This window comes from Catenulispora sp. GP43 (assembly GCF_041260665.1).
In the GTDB taxonomy this organism is placed as follows: Bacteria; Actinomycetota; Actinomycetes; order Streptomycetales; family Catenulisporaceae; genus Catenulispora.
In genome coordinates, this window is sequence record NZ_JBGCCT010000004.1 from 68423 (window position 1) to 88640 (window position 20218).

Genomic DNA, 20218 nt, shown 5'->3' on the forward strand with positions numbered 1-20218 from the left:
CGGCGGGGGCGAGGCCGTGGTGGCATCAGCGGCCTCCTCGGGCGTGCCGGGCGATCTGCCGCAGCGCTTGGCCGAACTCCTCGGCGACCCGCCGCACCGCCGGCGTGCTGTGCACGGCGGGCCGGTGGTGCCAGGTGAAGGCCATCCGGCCGTCCCGCACCGCGCCGACCACTTCCAGCAGGTGGGAACCGCCGTCGCGGGGGTCGTGGTCCTGTCCGAACGACCCGTGCTCGGCGCGCACCAGGCCGCCGCCGGGCTCCTGCGATCCGCTGTCCGAGCGGGCGTCCCACTGGCCGAGGTAGTTGAAGACCACCTCGCTGTGCCCGTGGCGGTCCGCGGCCAGCCGCTCGCGGACCTCGGGCGAGCCGAACGTGCGCAGCGCGCCGAAGCCCAGACCGTTCGCCGGCACCGTGCGCAGTTGGCGGCGCACCGACTTCACCAGGGACCGCCAGTCGCGGTCCGGGCCGAAGCCGTCGGGGGCCGGGACCCGCACCGTGACCGGGTAGACGGTGGTGAACCAGCCGACCGTCCGGGACAGATCCACACCCTTGATGACCTCTTCGCGGCCGTGCCCCTCCAGGTCCAGGCGGACCAGGTCGCCGCCGCGCCACCGGGCCAGCGCCAGGGTCAGCGCGGCCAGCAGCACGTCGTTGACGGCGGTGCGATAGGCCGCCGGCGCGGCCCGCAGAAGGGCCGTCGTGTCCTGCTCACTCAGCTCGACGGTCACGGCCGCGGTTTCGGCGGGCGGGAACGCCGCGAGGCCGAACGGGACGCCGGACTCGACGGCCACCGCCTGCTCCCAGTACGGCACCTCCTCGTCCAGGCCGCCCCCGGCGACGTGCGCGGAAAGCCCCAGCGCCCACTCCCGGAAGGAGGTGCTCCGCTCCCCCAACGCGGCCGGTTCGCCCTGCACCGCCTGCTGGTAGGCGCACTCCAGGTCGTCGCGCAGGACGCGCCAGGAGACGGCGTCGACGACCAGGTGGTGCGCGACCAGCAGGAGGTAGACCGGCCGATCGGGGTCGCCGGTGAACAGCGCCGCCCGCAGCAGCGGGCCGTGGGCCAGGTCGAAGCCGGCGTGCAGCTCGTCGGCCGCCTTCGTCATCGCGGCATCGGCCTGCTCGGACCCCAGGCCGCTCAGGTCGTGGCGGACCAGGACGTCGTCGCTGGGGGCCGGCGGCGGATTGAACTGGTGCCAGCCCTGTTCGTCCCTCGTGAACCGCATGCGCAGCGCGTCGTGGTGCTCCAGCAGGGCGTTGAGAGCCGCGAGCAGCGCCTCCGGATCGGGGGCGGCTTCCAGTTCCAGCAGCGTCGACTGGTTGAAGTGGCTGTGAGCCGCGCGCGGGGTGGTCAGGAACCATTCCTGGATCGGGGTGAGCGGCACCTCGCCGGCCGTGAAGCCCTCGCCGCCGCGCTGCGGGGCGTCGCGCACGACGGTCGCCAGCTCGGCCACCGTCTGGTGGCTGAACAGGTCACGGGTCGCCAGGTGCAGACCGTCCCGGCGCAGCCGGGAGACCACCTGCATGCTCAGGATGGAGTCGCCGCCGAGGACGAAGAAGTTGTCGTCGGCACCGACGTCCGCGACGCCCAGCACGTCGCCCCAGATCCGGGCGATCCGCCGTTCGACATCGGTGCGCGGCGCGACCCGCGACCCGGCGGTGGGCACCGCCGGTCCGGGGTCGGGCAGTGCCGAGCGGTCGAGTTTGCCGTTCGGGGTGAGCGGCAGGCGGTCCAGCGGCACGAAGATCGACGGGACCATGTACGGCGGCAGCAGTTCGGCCAGTTGGGCGCGCAGTTCCGCGACCGGCACCCCCGCGTCGGCGGACTGCTCCGCCAGGACGATGTAGGCGACGAGCCGGGCCGGGCCGGCGGCCGTCCGGCCCTGCGAGGCGTTGTCCGAGCCGGGGGCCGGACCGCCGGCCGGACCGCTGGCCGGACCGCCGGTGAACACGGTGACGACCGCGTCGCGCACCAGCGGCCCACGCCGCAGCGCGCTTTCGATCTCCCCGGGCTCGATCCGGAAGCCGCGCAGTTTGATCTGGTCGTCCGCGCGTCCGGCGAAGCGCAGCTCGCCGTCGGCCTGCCGGCGTGCCAGGTCGCCGGTGCGGTACATGCGCTCCCCCGGCGCGTCGAAGGGGTCTGCCACGAACCGGGAGGCGGTCAGGCCCGGGCGGCCCAGGTACCCGCGGGCCAGGCCGGGTCCGCCCAGGTACAGCTCCCCGATCACGCCCGGCGGGACCGGCCGCAGGGCGGCGTCCAGGAGGTAGACCCTGGTGGCGCCGGCGGGGAAGCCGATCGGCGGCGTTCCCGTGCCGGCCGTCAGCGGGCCGGTCCAGGTGGCGACCACGGTGGACTCGGTGGGGCCGTAGGAGTTGACCATGCGGCGGCCCGGCGCCCAGCGGTCGACCAGATCGGCCGGGCAGGCTTCGGCGCCGACGATCAGGGTGCGCAGCGCGGGCAGCGCGCCGGCCGCCGCGGGCTCGACGGTGGCCAGGGCCGCCGGGGGAATCAGGGTGTGGCTGATCTCCCGCTGCGCGAGCACCTCGGCCAGCCGCTCCCCGACCAGCGGCCCCTCCTCGCCGGTGACCAGCGCGGCCCCGCTGAGCAGCGAGGTGCACAGCTCCAGCACGCAGGCGTCGAAGCTCGGCGAGGCGAACTGCAACACCCGGTCGCCGGGGCCTGATCCGTACCGCTCGGCGGCGGAGGCGGCGAAGCCGGCCAGCCCGCGGTGGGTCACCATCACGCCCTTGGGCGTCCCGGTGGAGCCGGAGGTGTAGATGACGTAGGCCGGGTGGGCGAGGGTGAGCTCCGTAGCGCGATCGGCGTCGGTGGGCGCGGTGTCCGCACCGTCCGTACCGTCCGCGGCCCACACCTCGGCCGGGTCGTCGAGCACCAGGAAGGCACCCGCGTCGCGCACCATGAACTCCCGCCGCTGCGGCGGGTAGTCCGGGTCGACCGGCAGGAACGCGCCGCCGGCCTTGCTCACGGCGAGCTGCGCCACCACCGTCTCGGCCGCGCGGGGCAGCGCCAGAGCCACGATCCGCTCCGGTCCCACGCCCTTGCCGATCAGCCGGTGCGCCAGCCGGTTGGCCACCCGGTCCAGCTCGGCATAGGTCAGCTCGCGCTCGCCGGCCACCAGCGCCACCGCGTCCGGCGTGCGGGCCGCCTGCCGTTCGAACAGCTCCGGCAGGGTCGCCTCGGCGACCGGGGCGAACGGGCCGCACGCCTGGGCCAGCAGGGTCTCCAGCTCGCCGTCGCGCGCCAGCGGCAGGGTGCCGATCAGGCGTCCGGGGTCCTCGGCGACGGCGGTCAGCAGGGTGCTGAGCTGACCGGCCATCCGCTCGGCGGTGGCGGCGTCGAACAGATCGGTGTTGTAGGTGAGCGAGCCGCGCAGGTCTCCGGAGTCGGTCTCGGCGAACTCCACCGTGAGGTCGAACGGCGCCTGCTCCACCTCGGTCTCGACGTCGGCGACCGCCAGACCGGGCAGGTCCAGGTCGGCGGACGGGGTGTTCTGCAGGACGACCATGACCTGGAACAGCGGGGTGCGGCTGGTGTCGCGGACCGGCTGTACTTCGTCGACGACCTTCTCGAACGGCACGTCCTGGTGCGCGAAGGCGTCCAGCACCGTGGCCCGCACGCCGCCGAGGAGGTCGGCGAAGGACTGCCGCGCCTCGACCCGCGAGCGCAGCACCAGGGTGTTGACGAAGAACCCGATGAGGTGCTGGATCTCCGCCCGGTCGCGCCCGGAGGTCACGGTGCCGACGGCGATGTCGGTGTCCCCGCTGAGCCGGGCCAGGTAGGCCTGGGTCGCGGCGACGAGCGTGGTGAACAGGGTGGCATCCTGGCTCCGGCCGATCCCGGCCAGTCGGCGGACGGTGGCGGCGGGCACGTGCAGGCTCGCGGTGGCGCCGTTGCCGGTGCGCACCGCCGGCCGGGGGCGGTCGGTGGGCAGCTGAAGCGGCTCGCTGCCGGCCAGCTGGTCCTTCCAGTAGGCAAGCTGCTCGTCGCCGGCGGTGTTGCCCGTGCCGCCGCCGTCGCCGTCGCCGGTGCTGCCGGTCGAGCGCTGCCAGTGCGCGTAGTCGGCGTACTGGACGGCCAGCGGCGGCAACGCAGGCTCGTCGGAGCCGAGTTCGGCGCGGTACAGGTGCGCCAGGTCGGTCAGCAGGACCGAGGTCGACCAGCCGTCGGTGATGATGTGGTGCAGCTGCAAGGCCAGCACGTGGTCGCCCTCGGCCAGCCGGACCAGACCGGTGCGCAGCAACGGTCCCCGGCGCAGGTCGAAGGGCCGGGCTCGGTCCGCGGCGAGCAGCCGGCGCAACGCAGGCTCCTGCTTCTCCTCGGGCAGCACGGACAGGTCGTGCCACGCCGGCCGCACATGGTACGGCGGGTGCACGAGCTGGACCCCGTGCCCGTCGACGCTGTCGAAGGTCGTGCGCAGCGACTCGTGCCGGGTCACCAGGGCGCTGAGCGCGGCGCCCAGGGCGTCCTGGTCCAGCGTGCCGCGCAGGCGCAGGGCCAGGGCGGTGACGTACTCGGTGCCGCCGGGCGCGAACTCCTCCAGGAACCACAGACGCTGCTGTGCGTACGACATCGGCGCAGGGTCCCGGCGGAAGACCGGGACGATCGCGGAGCGCCGGCCGGCGGACGGTCCTCCCGGCCGGCCGTGTTCCTCGGTGAGCAGCCGGGCCAGCGCGGCCGGCGTGGGATGGGTGAACACCGCGCGCGGTGTCAGGACCGTGTCGAAGGCCTCGGACAGCCGGGAGACGAGACGGATGCTCAGGATCGAGTCACCGCCGAGGGCGAAGAAGCCGTCCTCGACGCCGGGCGGCGCGATGCCCAGTACCTCGCCGAAGACCTCCGCCGTGCGGCGCTCGGCCTCGGTGCGCGGCGCGACCCGCTCCTGCTGCCCGGGGACGCCGTCCGCGTCCGGCGCCGGCAGCGCCGCGCGGTCGACCTTGCCGTTGCGGTTCAACGGGAGCGCATCGAGCGGGACGAAAGCCGCGGGGACGAGGTAGTCCGGCAGGGCGCCGGCGGCGAAGTCCCGCAGCCGCGGCAGGTCCTCCCCGGCCGCGCCGACGACATAGGCCACCAGGCGCTTGACGCCGGGCCGGTCCTCGCGGGCGACCACGGCGACGTCGGCGACGCCCGGGCCGTCCGCGAGCACGGCCGCCACCTCGCCGGGCTCCACCCGGAAGCCGCGGATCTTCACCTGGTCGTCGGTGCGGCCCAGGAACTCGACGGTCCCGTCCGGCCGCCGCCGGGCGACGTCGCCGGTCCGGTACATCCGGGCTCCGGGCGGACCCGCGGGATCGGCCAGGAAACGGGCCGCGGTCTGGCCGGCCCGGCCCAGGTAGCCGCGGGCCAGGCCCTCGCCGGCGATGAACAGCTCGCCCGCGCAGCCCGGCGGGACCGGGCGCAGCGCGGCGTCCAGGACGTGCACGCGCTTGTCGTCCAGGGGATGGCCGATGGGCACCGGGTCGGGCACCGCCGCCGGGTCCGGCAAGGGGAACGAGGTCGCGAAGGTGGTGGTCTCGGTCGGGCCGTAGCCGTTCACGACCCGCAGGCCCGGGCAGGCGGCCAGGACCCGGCGGACGGCCGCGGCGGGCACCACGTCGCCGCCGGTCCACAGCTGGCGCAGGCCCGCGAAGCAGTCCGGCGCGTCCTGGGCGAGCAGCCGGAACAGGCCCGCGGTGAGCCAGATCGCGGTCAGCCCGCCGCCGCCGGCCAGCCGGCGCAGCAGCGCGGCGTCCACCGGCCCGTCGGGGGCGACGACCACGCAGCCGCCGGTCAGCAGCGGGGCCCACACCTCGTAGGTGGAGGCGTCGAAGGCCACCGGGGAGTGCAGCAGCACCCTGGCACAGTCGCCGTCGGCGAAGCGGCTGTCGGTCGCCAGCGAGGCGACGTCGCGGTGCCGGACCGCCACGGCCTTGGGTTCTCCGGTGGAGCCGGAGGTGAACATCACATACGCCAGCTGGTCGGGGTCGGCTGCCGGCCGGCCCTCGGTGAGCGGTTCGGCCGGTTCCGCCGGCCCAGCTGGTTCGACCGGTTCGGCCTGTTCGGCGTCCGCGGCGGCGACGTGCTCGGCCCTAAGCGACCGGACCGCCCCGGCGAGAGTGAGCAGCGCACGGCGCCGGTCCTCCGGCGCCCGGGCATCCACCGGCACGTAGACGCCGCCGGCCTTCAGGACGGCCAGCTGCGCGACGACCAGTTCGGCGCAGCGGTCCATCGGCAGCGCCACCCGGTCCTCTGCCGCCAGACCGTCGGCGACCAGCCGCGCGGCCAGCCGGTCGGACCATTCGGCGAGCCGGCGGTAGGTCAGCTCCCGGTCGCCGTCGCGCAGCGCGACCGCGTCGGGGGTGCGGCGGACCTGCTCGGCGAACAGATCCACCGGGCTGCGCGGATCCACCGGACGTGCGGCGTTCCGCCATGACGCCAGCAAGGCCCGGTCGGCCTCGGTGAGCGGGTCCAGGTCGGCCAGATCGCCGTCGAGACCGCCGGCCAGCGCGGTGAGCACGACCACGAGCCGGTCCGCCGCGCGCTCCACGGTGCCCCGGTCGAACAGCGCCGGGTCGTAGGCCAGGTCGAAGCCGAGCCGCTCGGCCAGGTGGACCCGCAGGCACCAGGGGAAGGTGGTGGCGTCGTCGGTGCGCACGTCCTGCACGCCGACCCCGGTGCGGGCCGTGACGGACTCGTCGACCGGGTAGTTCTCGAACACCACCATGCTGTCGAACAGCGCCTCGCCGGCCGGCAGCTCGCTCAGGGCCTGGATGCGGGGCAGGGCCAAATGGTCGAAGGGACGACCGTCGCTCTGCCGTTCTTGCAGGTCCCGCAGCCACGGCCAGACACCGCCGGCGGGGATCCGCACCCGGGTCGGCACGGTGTTGATGAACATGCCGATCATCGACTCCACGCCCGGCAGCTCGGCCGGGCGGCCGGAGACCGTGGTCCCGAAGACGACGTCATCACCGCCGCTGTAGCGGGCCAGCAGCAGCGCCCAAGCGCCTTCCAGCACCGTGTTGACGGTCAGTCCGGCGCGCGCCGCGCTCTCCCGCAGCCGGTGGGAGACCTCCTCGTCCAGCTCGTGGTGGACGGCTTCGGCGGAGCGGGCGCGGTGTGCCTGCGCCGGGGTGCGGTCGTAGGGCAGCGGAGTACGCGCGGTGAAGCCGTCCAGGGCGCCGGCCCAGTGGTCTTCGGCTGCCTGCTCGTCCTGGTCGGCCAGCCAGCGCAGGAAGTCCGCGAAGGGGCGGCGGGCCGGCGGACGCTGCTGCGGGCCGCCGGTGAGGGCGAGGTACTGCTCGCAGACCTCTGTGAGGAGTTGGCCGGTGCTCCAGCCGTCCAGGATGAGGTGGTGGGTGGACCACAGGAGCATCAGCTCGTCGTCGGGCAGGGCGGCCAGCATGAGCCGGGTAAGCGGCGCGGTGGTCAGTTCCATGCCGGCTGCGCGGTCTACGGCGAGCAGTCGTTCGGTCTCGGCCGGCCACCGTTCGGGCGGCAGCGGTCGCCAGTCCAGCTGGGTGACCGGCAGCTCGGCGCGGTTCAGGACCACTTGGACCGGATGCGGCAGACCGCGCCAGTGCACTGCGGTGCGCAGCGCGGGGGTGCGGTCGGCGACCTGCTGCCAGGCTTCGGCGAAGGCGTGCGGGTCTGCCACGCCGGACAGCCGCACGGCGATCCGGTCGAAGTACAGGCCTTCGGCGTCGACGAGTCCGTGGAAGAGCATCCCGGACTGAAGCGGAGTCAGGGGCAGGACATCGGCGATCTGCCGTCCGTCGCCGATGAGCCGGTCCAGCTGTTCTTGGGACAGGGCGGCGAGCGGGAAGTCGGATGGCGTGCGGCCGCCGGCTTCGGGGCGCGCGCAGTGCGCCACGATCTCGCGCAGCGCGGCGCACATCTGCTCGGCCAGGTCACGGACGACGGCCTCGTCGTAGACGGCCGTCGGGTAGGTCCAGCCGAGCTCCAGGCGGCCGCCCTGGACCACTCCGGTGATGTCCAGCAGGTAGGGACGGGCTTCGTCCGGGTCGGTGTCGCGGCCGGCCGGGGGCAGCGCGGCGCGGTACAGGCCCTGCCCGGCGCCGGTGCCGGCCGACGCGCCGGTGCTTTCGGCGTCCCACTGGCCGTGATAGTTGAAGCCGATCTGCGGTGCCGACGCATTGGTCAGTGCACTGTCGGGCAGCAGGTGGCGCAGCGCTCCGTAGCTGAGTCCGTGCAGCGGAATGGCGCGCAGCTGCTCCTTGACCGCGCGCAAAGTGTCGTGCCACCCGCCATCAGGGGCAACGGTCAACGCGAGCGGGAATTCGGCGGTGAACCAGCCCACGGTGCGGGACAGGTCCACGTCGTCGAAGAGGTCTTCCCGGCCGTGTCCCTCGACTCCGACCAGTACGGTCTCGCGCTCGCACCAGCGGGACAACGTACGGCCTAGCGCGCTGAGGAGGACGTCGTTCACCTGCGTGCGGTAGACGTCAGGGACCTGACGCAGCAGCGCGTCAGTGGTCTGCACGTCCAGGGCCACGGTGACGGTCGCCGCGCTCGCGTAGGTGTTGGCACCGGAGCGGCCGACGGGTAGTTCGGCGGGAGCTGCGGCTGTGCGCGTCCAGTACTCGACATCAGTATCGAGCGCGCCGGAGCGGGTGTGCCGCTCCAGCCGGGTGGCCCAGTGTCCGTAGGAAGTACCTGCCGGGGGCAGTTCGACCGCCCTATAGGCCGTCTCGAAGTCGGCCAGCAGGATGCGCCAGGAGACGCCGTCCACGGCCAGGTGGTGAATGGTGATGACGAGCTGGCCGGACTGCTGCTCGCCGCGATCGAAGAAGAGCACGCGGATCATGCGGCCCTCGACCGGATCCAGTCCGGCCTGAGCCTGGTCGGTGGCCTCCTGGACCGCCGCCTCCAGCGCTGCGGAATCGAGCTCGGCCACGTCGTGCCGAGTGAAGACACCGTCCGGCGCGTCGGCGAGTACCTCCTGAAGCCAGCCGATCTCGGTGTGCTGCATACGAGTACGCAGCGCCGCGTGGCGGCTTGTCAGTGATTCGGTCGCCCGGCGCAGGGCGGAGGCGTCGGCCCCGGGAGCCAGCTCCAGCCGCTGGGTCATGGTGAAGCGCAGCGGGTCGCCGGGACGGCGCGCGTCGAGGTACCAGCGCTGGATCGGGGTGAGCGGCGCCTCGGTGGGCGCGGTGTCCTCGCCGGCTTGCGACGGCTCGGCCACGGCACCGGCTCGCAGAGCGAGTTCGGCCACTGTCTGGTGCCGGAAGACGTCCTTGGTGCTCACGGCGATCCCCGCGGCCCGGGCCCGGGAGACGATCTGGATGCTGAGGATGGAGTCGCCGCCGAGCGCGAAGAAGTTGTCGTGCGCGCCGACCCGGTCCGTGCCCAGCACCTCGGCCCAGATCGCGGCGAGCCGTTCCTCGGTCCCGGACTGCGGCGCCACGTACTCGGTACCGCTGTCGGGCTGCGTGGCCGGGGCGGGCAGCGCGCGCCGGTCGGTCTTGCCGCTGCTGGTGCGCGGGATCCGGTCCAGCGGGACGAACGCGGCGGGGACCATGTAGTCCGGCAGCGTCCGCCGCAGCAGCACTCGCAGGTCGTCGGCGGGCGGCACCGGCTTGCCGGCGGCGGCCACCAGGTAGCCGACGAGCATCGGCCGGCCGGCGTGTTCGCGCACGACGACCACGGCCTCGGCGACTTCCGGGTGGTCCAGCAGGGCGGCCTCCACCTCGCCGGGCTCGATCCGGAACCCCCGGATCTTGACCTGCTCGTCGGAGCGGCCGAGCACTTCGAGCAAGCCGTGCGTGTCCCAGCGGGCCCGGTCGCCGGTGCGGTACATCCGCTCGCCCGGCGTGCCGAACGGATCGGCGAGGAAGCGCGCGGCGGTCAGGCCCGGCTGGTTCAGGTAGCCGCGCGCGACCTGGGCCCCGGCCAGGTACAGCTCTCCCGGCAGGCCGGGCGGCACCGGCTGTAGCGCGTCGTCGAGCACGTAGGCCCGCAGGTTTCCGCCGGGACGGCCGACGTTCGGGCGGTCGGGGCGGTCGGGGCGGTCCGCGCAGCGGCCGTAGAAGGCGTCGACGGTGGTCTCGGTGGGGCCGTAGACGTTGTAGGCGGCCACGCCGAGGTCGCGCTCCGCGGTGCTCAGCTGCCGCCAGACGTCGCCGGGGACAGCCTCGCCGCCGACCATCAGCACTCGCGGGAGGTGGCGTTCCGGCGCGAGCAGGCCGGCGGCGATCAGTTCGCGCAGGTAGGAGGGAGTGACGTTGACGACGTCCAACCGGTGGTCGGCGATCTGCGCGCAGAACGCCTCCGGATCCAGCCGGACGTCCTCGTCGATGAGGTGGACCTCCTGCCCCAGCGCGAGCAGCAGCGGGCCCTCCCAGCTGGTGTCGAAGGAGAACGCGGCGCTGAGCGCCATGCGCAGCCGTCCGTCGGCGATGTGCGGTGCCAGGAGGCCGGCGCGGTGGTCGTGCCAGAGGTTGACCAGCTGGCGGTGCTCGACCGCGACGCCCTTGGGCCGGCCGGTCGAGCCGGAGGTGTAGATGATGTAGGCGGCGTGCGGGGGCAGCAGCGGGCTGATGCGGTCGGCGTCGGTGAGGTCGTGGCCGGGGAGCCGGTCCCAGAGCACTTCACGCAGGTCGTCGGGGGTCAGGAGCATCCGGGGCCGGGCGTCGTCCAGGAGGAGTTCGGCGCGTTCCTCGGGCAGTCCGGGATCCACGCACAGCACGGTGCCGCCGGCCTTGAGCACCCCGAACAGGGCGACCACAGCGTCGGAGACGCGCGGCAGCCGGATCGCCACCACGTCTTCCGGACCGACGCCCCGTGCGACGAGGTGCCGGGCGAGCTGGTTGGCGCGCTTGTTGAGGGCGGCGAAGTCGAGGGTCGCGTCGCGCGCGACCAGCGCTGTGGTGTGCGGGGTGCGGGCCGCCTGCTGCTCGAACAGCGCCGGGAAGACGGTGCCCGGCGCGGACAGCTGTTCGCCGAGCCCGGTCCGGAGCACCTGCTCGCGTTCGTCGGCGCTGGTCAGCGACAGGGTGTTGACGGCGCGCGCCGGGTCCTGCGCCACGGCCTCCAGCAGGGTCCGCAGACAGGCGGCCAGGCGCTCGGCCGTAGCCGCCTCGAACAAGCCGGTGCTGTATTCCAGGTAGCCGGTCAGGGAGCCGTCGTCCTCAACGTTTTCGACGAAGTCGAAGGAGAGATCGAAGGTGGCGTTCCGGACCGGCGGCGTCACCGGTTCCACGCGCAGACCCGGCAGCCGGGGTACTTCGGCGCCGAGGTTGTGCAGGGCGACCATGACCTGGAACAGCGGGGTGCGGCTGGTATCGCGCTCGGGCTGGAGGGCGTCCACCACGTGCTCGAACGGGACCTCCTGGTGGGCCAGCGCGCTCAGGAAGGTCTCCCGCGAGGCGGCGAGCAGGTCGTGGAAGGACGCCTGGGGGCGTACATCGGCGCGCAGCACCAGGGTGTTGACGAACATGCCGACGACGTCGTGGAGCTCGGGCCGCTCCCGGCCGGCGGTGACGGTGCCCACGGCGAAGTCCTGCTGCCCGGACCAGCGGGCCAGCAGGATCTGGCAGGCGGTCAGCAGGGTCACGTACAAGGTGGCGTCGGCTTCCCGGCCCCGCTCACGCAGTCGCGCGGTGAGCTCGGCGGGCACGGTGAAGGCGACGAGGGCGCCTTCGCGGGTGCGGACGGCGGGACGCGGCCGGTCGGTGGGCAGCTCCAGCGGCGGGACGCCACTAAGAGAACTGCGCCAGTGCGCCAGGTCGGCCTCGGCGCGGTCGGTGCGGCCGCGCTGCCAGGCGGCGTAGCCGGTGTAGCGCACGGGGATGTCGGGCAGCTCGGGCTGACGGCGCTCGCAGGCTGCCGCGTAGAACTCCCCGAGGTCCCGGCCGAGGACGCCCATCGACCAGCCGTCGGTGGCGATGTGGTGGACGGCCAGGATGAGCACGTGCTCGTCCGGGGCTGTGCGCACCAGGCGGGCACGCAGCAGCGGTCCGGTGCTCAGGTCGAACGGGGCCGCGGCCAGGGTTTCCAGCAGGGAGTCCAGGGCTGCCGGGGGTTCCTCGGCGAGGTCGACGATCTCCAGACCGGCCGGTCGCGGCCGGTGCACGACCTGCCGCGGGTGTCCGTCCTGCTCGGCGAAGGTGGTGCGCAGCGATTCGTGCCGGCCGACCAGGGCGTCCAGGGCGGCGCGCAGGGCGTCCTGGTCGAGGTCTCCGTGCAGGCGCAGGACGGACATGGTGGTGTACTCGGTGCTGCCTGGCTCGAAGCGGTCGAGGAACCACAGCCGTTGCTGCGCATAAGAAAGCGGCGGCTCGGCGTTCGGGTCGGCGGCGGGGATCAGGTCGTCCGACGAGCCCAGTTCGCCGAGGGCCACGGCCAGATCGGCGAGCTTGGGGTGGGTGAACAGCAGCCGCGGGGAGATCTCGGTGCCGAACGCCGCGCGCAGCCGGGAGATGACGCGGACGGCGAGGATGGAGTCCCCGCCGAGGGCGAAGAAGTCGTCTTCGATGCCGATCTCGCGGGTGTCGAGGACATCGGTCCAGGCTGCGGCGACGAGGTGTTCGGCGGGAGTGCGGGGCGCTGTGTGCTCGCGGTCGGAGGCGAAGCCGTCGGGGCCGGGTGCGGGTAGGGCGCGCCGGTCGAGTTTGCCGTTGACGGTGAGCGGCAGTGCCGCCATGGGGACGTAGGCGGCGGGGACCATGTACGCGGGAAGCAGCCGCTCCAGGTGAGCCCGCAGCTCGGCGGCCGACGGCGCGGCGACAGAACTCTGACCACCTGCCCCGACCACGTGCGCGACCAGCCGGCGGGTCCCGGATGAGTCCTCGTACACGCCCACGGCGGCATCGCCCACGCCCGGGTGGGTGTGCAGGGCGGCCTCGATCTCGCCGGGCTCGATCCGGTAGCCGCGGATCTTCACCTGCTGGTCGGCCCGGCCCAGGTACTCCAGCGTGCCGTCGGCGCGGCGGCGGACCCGGTCGCCGGTGCGGTACATGCGGGTGCCGGGGCGGCCGAACGGGTCGGCGACGAAGCGGGTGGCGGTCAGGCCCGGCCGGTTCAGGTAGCCGCGGGCCAGGCCCTCCCCCGCGACGTACAGCTCGCCGACCGCGCAGGGCGGCAGCGGGGCCAGGGCGGTGTCGAGCACGTACAGCCGCAGGTCGGGGATGCCGATGCCGATCGGTCCGGGGCCGCCGGCGCGGGCGGTGGCCCGCTCCAGCGCGGCCCAGGTGACGTGCACGGTCGTCTCGGTGATGCCGTACATGTTCACCAGGCGCGGCGCGGTGTCCGGGTGGCGGTCGTACCAGTCGGCGAGCCGGGTGACGTCCAGCGCCTCGCCGCCGAAGATCACCGTGCGCAGCGCCAGGCGGTCGCCGGGCTCTGGGCTCTCAGGATTCTCGGGGTTCTCGGCGTCGGCGCGCACCAGGGGGTAGAACGCGGAGGGGGTCTGGTTCAGGACGGTGACCTGCTCGTCGGCCAGCAGCCGGAGGAAGTCGTGCGGGGAGCGGGCGGTGTCCTCGGGTACGACGACGAGCCGGCCGCCGTGCAGCAGCGGTCCCCACAGTTCCCACACCGAGAAGTCGAACGTGTAGGAGTGGAACAGGGTCCAGACATCCTCGGCGCCGAAGTCGAACCACTGCCGGGTCTGCTCGAACAGGCGGACCACGTTGGCGTGCGGGATCACGACGCCCTTGGGGCGGCCCGTGGAGCCGGAGGTGAAGATGGCGTAGGCGGGGTGGTCCGGCAGTGGACGGTGGGCAGCGTCGACTCCGGTGGCCGGACACCGTGTGAGCTCGGCGCGTACCTCCGGGTCGCCCAGCGGTACGACGGGCACCCCGCCGACCGTGTCCGCCGCGTTGTGCTCGGTGCGCGTCACCAGGGCCACCGGCTCGGCGTCGCCGAGCAGCGCTTCGACGCGCTCGGCCGGCAGCGCGGGGTCGATCGGCAGGTAGGCGGCGCCGGTCTTGAGCACGGCGAGGACCGCCACCACCAGGTCGACCGAGCGCGGCAGCGCGAGCGCCACGAAGCGCTCGGGGCGGGCGTTCAGGGCGGCCAGGCGGTGCGCGAGTCGGTTGGCGCGCGCGTCCAGGGTGGCGTAATCGACGCGCTCGTCGCCGTGGCTGACCGCCTCGGCGTGCGGGGTGCGGGCGGCCTGCGCCTCGAAGAGGTCGACGAGGGTCTTGTCGGGCCGGCCCTCGGCCTCGCCGTTCCACTCGACCAGCACCCGGTGCCGTTCCTCGGCGGTGGTCCAGGCCAGGTCGCGCAGCGGGCGGTCGAGGTCCTCGGCCAGCTCGGCGAACAGCAGGACCAGGCGCTCGGCCAGGGTGCCGGCGGTCGCGGCGTCGAACAGCTCCGGGTCGTAGGCCAGGTCGAAGCCGAACCGCTCGCCCTGGTAGGCACGCAGCACCAGCGCGAAGTTGGTGGCGTCCCGGGAGGCGACCTCGGCCAGGCGCACACCGGAGTCGGCCGCGGCCTGGTCGAAGGGGTAGTTCTCGAAGGCGACCATGCTGTCGAAGAGCGCACCGCCGGAGGGGACGCCGCTCAGGCCGGTCAGCTCGGCCAGGGAGACCGCGGCGAAGCGGCGGGCCTCGGCCTGGGCCTGCTGCAGGTCCCTGAGCCAGGCGGCCGCGGTGCGGTCGGGCTCCACCCGGATCCGGGTGGGCAGGGTGTTGATGAACATCCCGATCATCGACTCGGCGCCGGGCAGGTCGTCGGGGCGTCCGGAGACGGTGGTCCCGAACAGGACGTCCGGCTCGCCGCTGTAGCGGGACAGCAGCAGGGCCCAGGCGCCCTGGACCAGGGTGCCGAGGGTCAGCCCGGCCTGCCGCGCGGTCGCGGCCAGCCGCCGCGACCGCTCCTCGGAGAGCCCGGCGGTGTGGACGGCCGCCGAACGGGTGCGGTGGACGCCGCGCGGAACACGGTCGGCGGGGAGCGGCGTCGGGTCGGCGAAGCCGTCCAGGACCGCGCGCCAGTGCTCGCGGGCGGCCCCGGCGTCCTGCTCGGCGAGCCAGCGCACGTATTCGCCGAAGGGGCGGCGCACCTCCGGCCGCGCCTCGGCGCCGGTGGTGAGGGCCGCGTATTCGGCGAAGACGTCGGCGAGGACCTGGGCCAGGCTCCAACCGTCCAGGATCATGTGGTGCGAGGTCCAGAGCAGGTGCAGGCGGGCGTCGGGGAGGCGGATGAGGGTGAGGCGCATCAGGGGTGCGACCCCGGTGTCAACGCCTTGAGCCAGGTCCTCGGCCCGCAGTCGCGCCAGCTGGTCGGCGCGTTCCGCCGGGCTCGCCGCGCGCAGGTCGATCTGGGTCACGGGGACGCGGACCGTGCGGTGGACGACCTGAAGCGGGACGGGGACGCCTTCCCACACGACCGAGGTACGCAGGGCGGGAGTGCGGTCGGCCACCCGCTGCCAGGCGGCGGCGAAGGCCTGCGGGTCGCTGACGCCTTCCAGGAGGAGCGCGGCCTGGTCGACGTAGACATCTTCGTCGCCGCCCACGAGGCGGTGGAAGAGCATGCCCTCCTGGAGCGGGGTCAGCGGCAGCAGGTCCTCCACGTCGCGACCGTCGCCGGCCACCCGGTCCACCCCGGCCTGATCCAGGCGGGCCAGCGGGAAGTCGGACGGGGTGCGGCCGCCGGCTTCGGGGCTCGCGCAGTGTTCGACGATGGCGGCGAGCGCGGCGGTCATGGCGTCGGCGACGCGCTGGACGGTCTGCGCTTCGTGCACCTGGTCGCTGTAGTACCAGGTGAACTCCAGCTCGCCGTCGGCCACCAGGGCGGAGACGTCGAGGAGGTGGTCCAGCGGCTCGTCGGGCGCGATGTCCCGGCCGAGGGTGCCGGCGGCGGGGGTGAAGTCGCCGTCCTGGGGAGCGGTCCACTGGCCGTGGTAGTTGAAGGAGACCTGGGGCAGCGGCGCGTCGCGCAACGCCCGGGCGGAGTCTGCGGGCGAGCCGAGGCGGGCCAGGGCTTCGTAGCTCAGGCCGCGGCGAGGTATGGCGCGCAGACGTTCCTTGACGTCCTTGAGGGTGGCGGCCCAGCCCGATTCTCCGGCGGGGAGGGTGACAGGGTACTGGCTGGTGAACCAGCCGACGGTGCGGGACAGATCGAGCTCATCGCCGAGGTCTTCGCGGCCGTGGCCCTCCAGAGCAACACTCACCCGGTCGGCGCCGGCCCAGTCCGCGAGCGCCCGGCCCAGCGCGCTGAGCAACACGTCGGCGATCTGGGTGCGGTAGACGGCGGGGACCTGGCGCAGCAGCGCCTCGGTGGTGGCGCGATCGAGGCGCGACTGGACGGTGCGCACGGAGCCGGCGAGCGGTACCCCGGGACGATCGACGGGCAGCGGAGTGCGCGTGGCGAGGGCCTCGGCGGTCCAGTAGGCGAGGTCGGAGTCGAGGTCGCCGGCGCGAACCCGGCCGGTGAGGTGGTGGGCCCAGTCGGTGAACGCGGTGTTTTCCGACGCCAGTTGCGGCAACTCGCCCGACGCCGCCTGCTGATAAGCCTCGGCCAAGTCGGCGAGGAGGATGCGCCAGGAGACGCTGTCCACGGCCAGGTGGTGCGCGGCCAGGAAGAGCTGGGGCCGGGATTCGCCCGCCGACCGCAGCAAGACCGCTCGCAGCAGCACACCGGCGGCCGGGTCGAGAGCGGCGCGGGCGGCTTCGGCTGCGGCGACGGCTTCAGCGCTGGTGTCAATATCGGCGGCAGCGGTGACACCGGCAGCGAAGTCATACCGGCTCAACAGCCCCCTGACCGGCCCGGCAACCGGCTCCTGCCGCCACCCGTCCGCACTCCGCGTGAACCGCGTCCGCAGCGCCGGATGCGCCTCGACCACCGCCGCCAGTGCCTGCTCCAGGGCTGCCTCGTCGAGGTCGCGCGGGAGGTCGAGGAGCATCGACATGCTGAAGTGGCGGAGCAGGCCGTGGGTGGCGAAGAACCACTCGTGCACCGGGGTCAGCGGTGCGGGGCCTTCGGTGTGCGGGCGCGGGGCCGGGGCCGGGGTGGTCGTGTGGCTCGCCGCCGCCGCGAGGTCGGCGACCGTCTGGTGCCGGAACACGTCGCCCGAGCTGAGGTGCAGGCCGGCGGCGCGGGCTCGGGAAACGGCCTGGATGCTGAGGATCGAGTCGCCGCCCAGCTCGAAGAAGTTGTCCGTCACCCCGACCCGGGTCAGGCCCAGCACCTCGGCCCAGATGCCCGCCAGGGTCTCCTCCTGCGGAGTGCGCGGCGCGACGTACTCCCGCCGGCTCTCCGCCTCCAGATCCGGAGCGGGCAAAGCGCGGCGGTCGAGCTTGCCGCTGGTGGTCAGCGGCAGCGCGTCCAGCGCTGTGAATGTCGACGGCACCATGTGGTCCGGCAGCACCCGCCGCAGCGCCGCCCGCAGTTCGGCCGCGGGTGGCAGGGCACTGTCGGCGGCGGCCACCACGTACGCCGCGAGCCGCGCGTGCCCGTGGGCATCGGGGACGGCCACCACCGCCGCCGCGCCGACCTCCGCCAGCTCCAGCAGCGCGGCCTCGATCTCGCCCGGCTCGATCCGGTGCCCGCGCACCTTGACCTGCTCGTCGGCGCGCCCGAGGTAGTCCAGGCGGCCGTCGGCGGTCCAGCGCGCCAGGTCGCCGGTGCGGTACATCCGGCTGCCAGACGGGCCGAACGGGTCGGCGACAAAGCGTTCCGCCGTCAGTCCCGGGCGTCCGGCGTAGCCGCGCGCCACCTGCTCGCCCGCGAGGTACAGCTCGCCGCCGACGCCGGGCGGCACCGGCCGCAACCGGGCGTCGAGCACATAGGCCCGCATGTTCGGCAGCGGCCGGCCCACCAGCGGCCGGTCGGCGTCCGCGATACGGCAGGACAACGCGTCCACCGCGCACTCGGTCGGGCCATAGAAGTTGTAAGCGGCCACCCCGCGGTGCCCGGCAAGCTCCCGCCACAACCCGGCGCCGACCGCCTCGCCGCCGAGCATCAGGACCCGAGGACAGTGCCGCGAGTCCGTGAGCAGCCCGGCGGGCAGCAACTGCCCGAGGTAGGACGGCGTCACGTCCAGGAAGTCGACCCGGTGCCGCACCACATACTCGACCAACGCCGCCGGATCCATCCGCATCGCCTCGTCCACCAGGTGCAGCGGATGACCGTCGGCCATCAGCAGCACGCCCTCCAGCGACGTGTCGAAGGAGAACGACGCGGTCAACGCGACCCGCAGCGAACCACCACCGGCATCGGCATCGGCATCGCCACCGGCATCGGCGACAAAACCCGCCCGATGCGTGGCCAACAGATGCATCGCAGAACGGTGCGACACCGCAACGCCCTTAGGACGCCCGCTCGACCCGGAGGTGTAGATGACATAGGCGACGTTCGCCGAATCCAACGGCGCCCGCCGGTCGGCATCGACCGGGTCGGTGTCCGGGGAACCCATCGGCACCGTCAGCAGCGCCGCCTCGTCCAGGACCAGCGCCGGCCGCGCATCGTCCAGCAGATAGCGAACCCGCTCCTCCGGCAGCGCGAGATCCACCGGCAGGTACCCGGCGCCGGCCTTCCAGACAGCGAGAATCGCCACGATCATGTCGGCGGTCCGCGGCAGCCGCAACGCGACCAGCCGTTCGGGACCGGCGCCCAGCGCGATCAGATGGTGCGCGAGCCGGTTGGCGCGAGCGTTGAGCGTCGCATAGTCGAACTCTGAGTCCCCGGCGACCAGCGCCAGAGCGTCAGGAGTCGAGGCAGCCCGCCGTTGGAACAGCTCCGGATACGTGATGTCCTCGACGTCGAGCTCACGACCGTTCCAGTCCTGCGTCACCCGGCGGATCTCCGCCTCGGAGAGCAGATCCACCGTGCCCACCGGCCGCTCCGGCTCGGCGGCGGCACCGGCCAGCAGTCGCAGCAGCTGATCGGCCATCCGCTCCGCCGTGGCGGCCTCAATCAGGTCACTGCGATACTCCAGCAGCCCCGTCAGCCCCTCCCCGTCCGGCACGAACTCCACGCTCAGGTCGAACGTCGCAGCCTGCCGCGGCACCCCGACCGGCGCGACGTCCAGCCCATTCGGGGCGGCGGCAGCCGGCGGCGCGGGGTGTAGCAGGACCATGACATCGAACAGCGGATTCCGCCCGGCCTCGCGAGCCGCGCCGACCGTCTCCACCAAACGCTCGAAAGGCGTGTCGCCGTATGCGAACGAGTCGTTGACGGTCGCGGTGGCAGCAGCCAGCAGCTCGCGGAAGGAACCCGTCGGCTCCACCGGCGTTCGCAGCACCACCGTGTTGACGAAGCAGCCGACAGCCCGCTCCAGATCAGTACGGGACCGCCCCGGCGTCAACGACCCGACGGTCACGTCGTCCTGACCCGACCACCGGGCCAGCAGCGCCTGCGTGCCGGCGACCAACACCGTGTAGAGCGTGGTGCGCTGCCCGGTGGCGAGCTCCCGCAGCCGAGCGGTCAAAGCCGCGGGGACGCTGAAGGCATGAACCGCCCCCGGACCGGATTCCTCGCCGCGCCGCGGATGGTCCAAAGGCAGATCAGGCGCCACCGCTCCGGCCAGTCGGCCCTTCCAGTAGGCGAGCTGCTTCTCCAGCCGCGGACCGGAAAGCTGCTGCCGTTGCCACGCCGCGAAATCCGGATACTGCGTCGCCACCGGCGCGAGGTCCACAGAAGCGCCGCGGGCCAAAGCGTCGTAGGCGGTACACAGCTCGTCCAGCACCACCCCCATCGACCAGCCGTCGGTGACGATGTGGTGCGCGGTCACCAGCAACACGTGCGCGGCATCCGTCTCCCGTACCAACAGCGCGCGCAGCAACGGTCCTCGGCGCAGGTCGAAGGGCCGCGAGTACTCCGCCAACAGCACAGTCTCAAGGCTCTGAGACGAGGTCAGCTCGTGGACCGGCATCGGCACCGGCTCGGCCGCACGCACAATCTGCGCCAGCCGCCCGTCCGTCTCCTCGAACGTCGTCCGCAACGCCTCGTGGCGGGCCACGACCGCACTCAGCGCCTCAGCGAGCGCCGCGCGGTCCAGCATCCCGCCGAACCGCACCGCGACGGCGCTGTTGTAGCGGGAGTCGCCGGGACGCAGCTGGTCCAGGAACCACAGGCGCTGCTGGACGAAGGACAGCGGCAGCGGGACGGAGCGGTCGGCACGCGGGATACCCCGGCCGGCACCAGCACCAGCAGCGGCGCCGGCCGCCGACCCGCCGGCCCGGCCGGCCAACCGGCGGCGCAGCGCCTCCTGCAGGTCGGCGGGCAGTGCGGCGGCGCGGTCGTGTTCGGAAGCCGTCATATTCGT

1 protein-coding gene is annotated in these 20218 nt (G+C 73.6%); it reads right to left on the reverse strand.

Features of this window, described 5'->3' with window-relative positions; genetic code table 11:
• Positions 1-25: 25 nt before the first annotated feature.
• Positions 26-20212 (reverse strand): non-ribosomal peptide synthase/polyketide synthase, encoded by a 20187-nt coding sequence (locus tag ABH926_RS10615; protein WP_370365259.1) that lies wholly within the window; start codon positions 20210-20212, stop codon positions 26-28.
• Between the last annotated feature and the right edge of the window lie 6 nt (positions 20213-20218).

Excerpts from the sequence above, each read along its gene's own strand:
- ABH926_RS10615 (WP_370365259.1), bottom strand. The coding sequence starts at position 20,212 with ATGACGGCTTCCGAACACGACCGCGCCGCCGCACTGCCCGCCGACCTG.